The sequence below is a fragment of the Streptomyces shenzhenensis genome (assembly GCF_003688995.1).
In the GTDB taxonomy this organism is placed as follows: Bacteria; Actinomycetota; Actinomycetes; order Streptomycetales; family Streptomycetaceae; genus Streptomyces; species Streptomyces shenzhenensis_A.
This window is the reverse complement of record NZ_PENI01000074.1, coordinates 1-5,041: the sequence shown is the minus strand read 5'-3', so window position 1 is coordinate 5,041 and position 5,041 is coordinate 1. Positions and strand designations below refer to the sequence as shown.

Annotated in this window: 2 rRNA genes; both read right to left on the bottom strand. The window is 57.2% G+C overall.

The window, feature by feature from the left end:
• Positions 1-21: 21 nt before the first annotated feature.
• Positions 22-3,135 (bottom strand): 23S ribosomal RNA (locus CTZ28_RS46135).
• A gap of 278 nt (positions 3,136-3,413) precedes the next feature.
• Positions 3,414-4,936: ribosomal RNA gene (locus tag CTZ28_RS46130) — 16S ribosomal RNA — on the bottom strand.
• Together the 16S and 23S rRNA genes form the textbook arrangement of a ribosomal RNA operon.
• Positions 4,937-5,041 lie beyond the last annotated feature (105 nt).

Sequence of the window (5,041 nt, the reverse complement as noted above, 5' to 3'; positions counted from 1 at the left end):
ACACAGTGGACGCGAGCAACTGAGGACAAGCCCTCGGCCTATTAGTACCGGTCACCTCCACACGTTACCGTGCTTCCAGATCCGGCCTATCAACCCAGTCGTCTACTGGGAGCCTTACCCCATCAAGTGGGTGGGAGTCCTCATCTCGAAGCAGGCTTCCCGCTTAGATGCTTTCAGCGGTTATCCCTCCCGAACGTAGCCAACCAGCCATGCCCTTGGCAGAACAACTGGCACACCAGAGGTTCGTCCGTCCCGGTCCTCTCGTACTAGGGACAGCCCTTCTCAAGACTCCTACGCGCACAGCGGATAGGGACCGAACTGTCTCACGACGTTCTAAACCCAGCTCGCGTACCGCTTTAATGGGCGAACAGCCCAACCCTTGGGACCGACTCCAGCCCCAGGATGCGACGAGCCGACATCGAGGTGCCAAACCATCCCGTCGATATGGACTCTTGGGGAAGATCAGCCTGTTATCCCCGGGGTACCTTTTATCCGTTGAGCGACGGCGCTTCCACAAGCCACCGCCGGATCACTAGTCCCGACTTTCGTCCCTGCTCGACCCGTCGGTCTCACAGTCAAGCTCCCTTGTGCACTTACACTCAACACCTGATTACCAACCAGGCTGAGGGAACCTTTGGGCGCCTCCGTTACCCTTTAGGAGGCAACCGCCCCAGTTAAACTACCCATCAGACACTGTCCCTGATCCGGATCACGGACCCAGGTTAGACATCCAGCACGACCAGACTGGTATTTCAACGACGACTCCACACGAACTGGCGTCCGCATATCAAAGTCTCCCAGCTATCCTACACAAGCCGAACCGAACACCAATATCAAACTGTAGTAAAGGTCCCGGGGTCTTTCCGTCCTGCTGCGCGAAACGAGCATCTTTACTCGTAGTGCAATTTCACCGGGCCTATGGTTGAGACAGTCGAGAAGTCGTTACGCCATTCGTGCAGGTCGGAACTTACCCGACAAGGAATTTCGCTACCTTAGGATGGTTATAGTTACCACCGCCGTTTACTGGCGCTTAAGTTCTCAGCCTCGCCCACCCGAAAGTGAGCTAACCGGTCCCCTTAACGTTCCAGCACCGGGCAGGCGTCAGTCCGTATACATCGCCTTACGGCTTCGCACGGACCTGTGTTTTTAGTAAACAGTCGCTTCTCGCTGGTCTCTGCGGCCACCCCCAGCTCAGAAAGAAAATTTCATCACCAGGAATGGCCCCCCTTCTCCCGAAGTTACGGGGGCATTTTGCCGAGTTCCTTAACCATAGTTCACCCGAACGCCTCGGTATTCTCTACCAGACCACCTGAGTCGGTTTAGGGTACGGGCCGCCATGAAACTCGCTAGAGGCTTTTCTCGACAGCATAGGATCATCCACTTCACCACAATCGGCTCGGCATCAGGTCTCAGACACAAAGTGCGCGGATTTACCTACACACCGTCCTACACCCTTACCCCGGGACAACCACCGCCCGGGATGGACTACCTTCCTGCGTCACCCCATCACTCACCTACTACCAGCTCGGACCACCGGCTCCACCACTCCCCTCAACTCCGAAGAGATCAGGGCGGCTTCACGGGCTTAGCATCACTGGATTCAATGTTTGACGCTCCACAGCGGGTACCGGAATATCAACCGGTTATCCATCGACTACGCCTGTCGGCCTCGCCTTAGGTCCCGACTTACCCTGGGCAGATCAGCTTGACCCAGGAACCCTTAGTCAATCGGCGCACACGTTTCTCACGTGTGAATCGCTACTCATGCCTGCATTCTCACTCGTCAACCGTCCACAACTACCTTCCGGTGCTGCTTCACCCGGCAGACGACGCTCCCCTACCCATCAACACACCCGTTAGCTATATATGCCAATGACACGACTTCGGCGGTACGCTTGAGCCCCGCTATATTGTCGGCGCGGAATCACTAGACCAGTGAGCTATTACGCACTCTTTCAAGGGTGGCTGCTTCTAAGCCAACCTCCTGGTTGTCTCTGCGACTCCACATCCTTTCCCACTTAGCGTACGCTTAGGGGCCTTAGTCGATGCTCTGGGCTGTTTCCCTCTCGACCATGGAGCTTATCCCCCACAGTCTCACTGCCGCGCTCTCACTTACCGGCATTCGGAGTTTGGCTAAGGTCAGTAACCCGGTAGGGCCCATCGCCTATCCAGTGCTCTACCTCCGGCAAGAAACACACGACGCTGCACCTAAATGCATTTCGGGGAGAACCAGCTATCACGGAGTTTGATTGGCCTTTCACCCCTAACCACAGGTCATCCCCCAGGTTTTCAACCCTGGTGGGTTCGGTCCTCCACGAAGTCTTACCTCCGCTTCAACCTGCCCATGGCTAGATCACTCCGCTTCGGGTCTTGAGCGTGCTACTCCAACGCCCTCTTCGGACTCGCTTTCGCTACGGCTACCCCACCCGGGTTAACCTCGCAACACACCGCAAACTCGCAGGCTCATTCTTCAAAAGGCACGCAGTCACGAGAGACCCAAAACTCCGACGCTCCCACGGCTTGTAGGCACACGGTTTCAGGTACTATTTCACTCCCCTCCCGGGGTACTTTTCACCATTCCCTCACGGTACTATCCGCTATCGGTCACCAGGGAATATTTAGGCTTAGCGGGTGGTCCCGCCAGATTCACACGGGATTTCTCGGGCCCCGTGCTACTTGGGTATCTCTCAAACGAGCCGCTGACGTTTCGACTACGGGGGTCTTACCCTCTACGCCGGACCTTTCGCATGTCCTTCGTCTACATCAACGGTTTCTGACTCGCCTCCTGGCCGGCAGACAACAGAAAAGAGACCCCACAACCCCGTATACGCAACCCCTGCCGGGTCTCACACGCATACGGTTTGGCCTCATCCGGTTTCGCTCGCCACTACTCCCGGAATCACGGTTGTTTTCTCTTCCTGCGGGTACTGAGATGTTTCACTTCCCCGCGTTCCCTCCACACTGCCTATGTGTTCAGCAGTAGGTGACAGCCCATGACGACTGCCGGGTTTCCCCATTCGGAAACCCCCGGATCAAAGCCTGGTTGACGACTCCCCGGGGACTATCGTGGCCTCCCACGTCCTTCATCGGTTCCTGGTGCCAAGGCATCCACCGTGCGCCCTTAAAAACTTGGCCACAGATGCTCGCGTCCACTGTGCAGTTCTCAAACAACGACCAGTCGCCCGCCAACCACTCGGACCCCGGCAACCGAGGGATCATTCCCTCAGACACCCAACAGCGTGCCCGACACAGTCAGCCGATGACCATCACGTTCCACGCCGAAGCAGTACTAGCGATCCCAACCGGACCATCTGTGCCGAATAGTCAACGTTCCACCCATGAGCAACCAGCATCAGACACTCGCCGATGTACTGGCCTCTGACCGACCGGAGCCGGTAAGAAATGCTCCTTAGAAAGGAGGTGATCCAGCCGCACCTTCCGGTACGGCTACCTTGTTACGACTTCGTCCCAATCGCCAGTCCCACCTTCGACAGCTCCCTCCACAAGGGTTGGGCCACCGGCTTCGGGTGTTACCGACTTTCGTGACGTGACGGGCGGTGTGTACAAGGCCCGGGAACGTATTCACCGCAGCAATGCTGATCTGCGATTACTAGCGACTCCGACTTCATGGGGTCGAGTTGCAGACCCCAATCCGAACTGAGACCGGCTTTTTGAGATTCGCTCCACCTCACGGCATCGCAGCTCATTGTACCGGCCATTGTAGCACGTGTGCAGCCCAAGACATAAGGGGCATGATGACTTGACGTCGTCCCCACCTTCCTCCGAGTTGACCCCGGCGGTCTCCCGTGAGTCCCCAGCACCACAAGGGCCTGCTGGCAACACGGGACAAGGGTTGCGCTCGTTGCGGGACTTAACCCAACATCTCACGACACGAGCTGACGACAGCCATGCACCACCTGTACACCGACCACAAGGGGGGCACTATCTCTAATGCTTTCCGGTGTATGTCAAGCCTTGGTAAGGTTCTTCGCGTTGCGTCGAATTAAGCCACATGCTCCGCCGCTTGTGCGGGCCCCCGTCAATTCCTTTGAGTTTTAGCCTTGCGGCCGTACTCCCCAGGCGGGGAACTTAATGCGTTAGCTGCGGCACCGACGACGTGGAATGTCGCCAACACCTAGTTCCCACCGTTTACGGCGTGGACTACCAGGGTATCTAATCCTGTTCGCTCCCCACGCTTTCGCTCCTCAGCGTCAGTAATGGCCCAGAGATCCGCCTTCGCCACCGGTGTTCCTCCTGATATCTGCGCATTTCACCGCTACACCAGGAATTCCGATCTCCCCTACCACACTCTAGCTAGCCCGTATCGACTGCAGACCCGAAGTTAAGCCTCGGGCTTTCACAATCGACGTGACAAGCCGCCTACGAGCTCTTTACGCCCAATAATTCCGGACAACGCTTGCGCCCTACGTATTACCGCGGCTGCTGGCACGTAGTTAGCCGGCGCTTCTTCTGCAGGTACCGTCACTTTCGCTTCTTCCCTGCTGAAAGAGGTTTACAACCCGAAGGCCGTCATCCCTCACGCGGCGTCGCTGCATCAGGCTTTCGCCCATTGTGCAATATTCCCCACTGCTGCCTCCCGTAGGAGTCTGGGCCGTGTCTCAGTCCCAGTGTGGCCGGTCGCCCTCTCAGGCCGGCTACCCGTCGTCGCCTTGGTGAGCCATTACCTCACCAACAAGCTGATAGGCCGCGGGCTCATCCTTCACCGCCGGAGCTTTACAACCCAGGAGATGCCTCCCAGGCTCATATCCGGTATTAGACCCCGTTTCCAGGGCTTGTCCCAGAGTGAAGGGCAGATTGCCCACGTGTTACTCACCCGTTCGCCACTAATCCCCACCGAAGTGGTTCATCGTTCGACTTGCATGTGTTAAGCACGCCGCCAGCGTTCGTCCTGAGCCAGGATCAAACTCTCCGTGAATGCTTTCCCCGTAATCGGGGGCGACACATCACGAGAGCGGAACCACCGGAGGAATAACCCGATGGTCCACAGCGTCCTCGCTGTGTATTCTTCAAAGGAACCACG